At 34.4% G+C, this 1,523-nt stretch carries 3 protein-coding genes; 1 reads left to right on the top strand and 2 read right to left on the bottom strand.

Annotated features, from left to right (window positions below):
• On the top strand, window positions 1-326 hold a 326-nt coding region (locus tag ABYK33_RS15800), incomplete at its 5' end, for a hypothetical protein (protein ID WP_373034277.1).
• Window positions 327-386: 60 nt separating this feature from the next.
• Here ABYK33_RS15800 and ABYK33_RS15795 read toward each other — a convergent pair.
• Both ABYK33_RS15795 and ABYK33_RS15790 read right to left on the bottom strand, forming a co-directional pair.
• A complete protein-coding gene (locus tag ABYK33_RS15795; protein WP_373034276.1) occupies window positions 387-590 on the bottom strand; it encodes a hypothetical protein in 204 nt (67 codons plus the stop codon).
• Window positions 591-600: 10 nt separating this feature from the next.
• Window positions 601-1,119 (bottom strand): hypothetical protein, encoded by a 519-nt coding sequence (locus ABYK33_RS15790; RefSeq protein ID WP_373034275.1) that lies wholly within the window; start codon window positions 1,117-1,119, stop codon window positions 601-603.
• Window positions 1,120-1,523 lie beyond the last annotated feature (404 nt).

Below are 1,523 nucleotides of genomic sequence, written 5' to 3'. Positions count from 1 at the left end.
CAAAGGGGTGCAATAATATGGTTGGACTCGGTTATGTCTATACAAAGACAAATGAAGAAAGCAAAGCGTATAAAATACCGGCTGAGACGCCTTTGATGGTAAAAGTAACTTTCACTCCTTCTGTGAGCGGAGGCACTACAGTGATGCACTCTACGGATTTCGTATTAAAACCACAAAAAAATAAAAACTATGTCGTTGAGTACCTCCAAGAAGATAAAAAAGGGAACCGCGTAGATGACTTTTATGTGTATATGATAGATAAAAAGGGCGAGTCAGAGATACCGGACAATAGAATACGAAATTTTAACTATAGAGAATGTATGTAGTTAGAATTCCTCTACATTACACCCCGCGGTTGAATCTTCATTTTTTATGACTTTGGAGATTCAATCCCTCGTATAATACAAATACCTGTCATCAAATCCATTCTGTGCATTTATCTGAGCATTAGTCAGAAACTCTCCAAGGTTAGTTGAAAGGTTCGATGCTTTCCTATCGATCAGCCTGTGTGTATTTACTTCCCAGGCATGACTAAGTACCGATATCGTCATCAGTATCAAAATCAGTCTGACTAAAATTCTACTTTTCATCATGAAACCCCTAATTTGTTAATCTAAATAATTTGGGGTCGCAAACCCAACAATCCCAGTCAAAATAGACATTGGCCAATGGATAGTGCTCATAATTCCACTTTTTTGTTTTACGGTCATATCTGATGCTGTATTTAAATTTTGTTTTATATTGTTTAATCGATATGTCAATAACATGATATGTCTTAACATCATTATATGAATTCACAATTTTTACATCATAGGTTTTATCATCGACATTCAAAGAACAATTTTCCCTCTCTTCTATCATGATGTCATCGCGCCCTTTTTCTTCATAAAATGTCTTATTGCAATCATTTAATTCATATGGCATTCCAGAAATATCTTTCAAAGAGTGAGGTATGCCACTGTTTTCTATATGTTCGATGATGGCTGTCGCCAAAGGAAAAGCCACTTCTTTTACTTTTTTATCATAGGAACAGTACATATAGTCTGCTATATTGAATGCCGTTACGGCTGCGACCAGTAATCCAAAGATCGTTAAAAATATCTTTTTACCTATACTCATTACCGCCCTCCTAATAAAAAGCCTGAATTATTTTCTTTCCCACGTTTTACATGGGAATGCATACTGTAATGTAACACACAATGACGATCTTCTATAACATAAACAAATATTTTAAAACAACTGTATGATACAAGAAATAGGATAAGAGTATGGGAAGGAGAGATAGAATATTTGAACTAACTTTATTGCATTTTATAACGTGTTGGGAACACTGTTTTTATATTTAGGTTTGAAATAAAAGTTTTTTTTGGGGATACTTAAAGAGTGGCTCCGGATACTGGAAACCATTTTATAGACCTCTATATACCCTAAAAGACCCTATATATCGAAGTTTTCCAAGTTCAAAGATTATCAGAAAAGGTATCTTTTTGGTCATTAATGGCACCAAATTGACACCAAAATAT

This window comes from Sulfurovum sp., from assembly GCF_041562805.1.
GTDB lineage: Bacteria > Campylobacterota > Campylobacteria > Campylobacterales > Sulfurovaceae > Sulfurovum.
The sequence above is the reverse complement of the archived record's forward strand: the minus strand, read 5'-3'. Positions and strand labels throughout refer to the sequence as shown.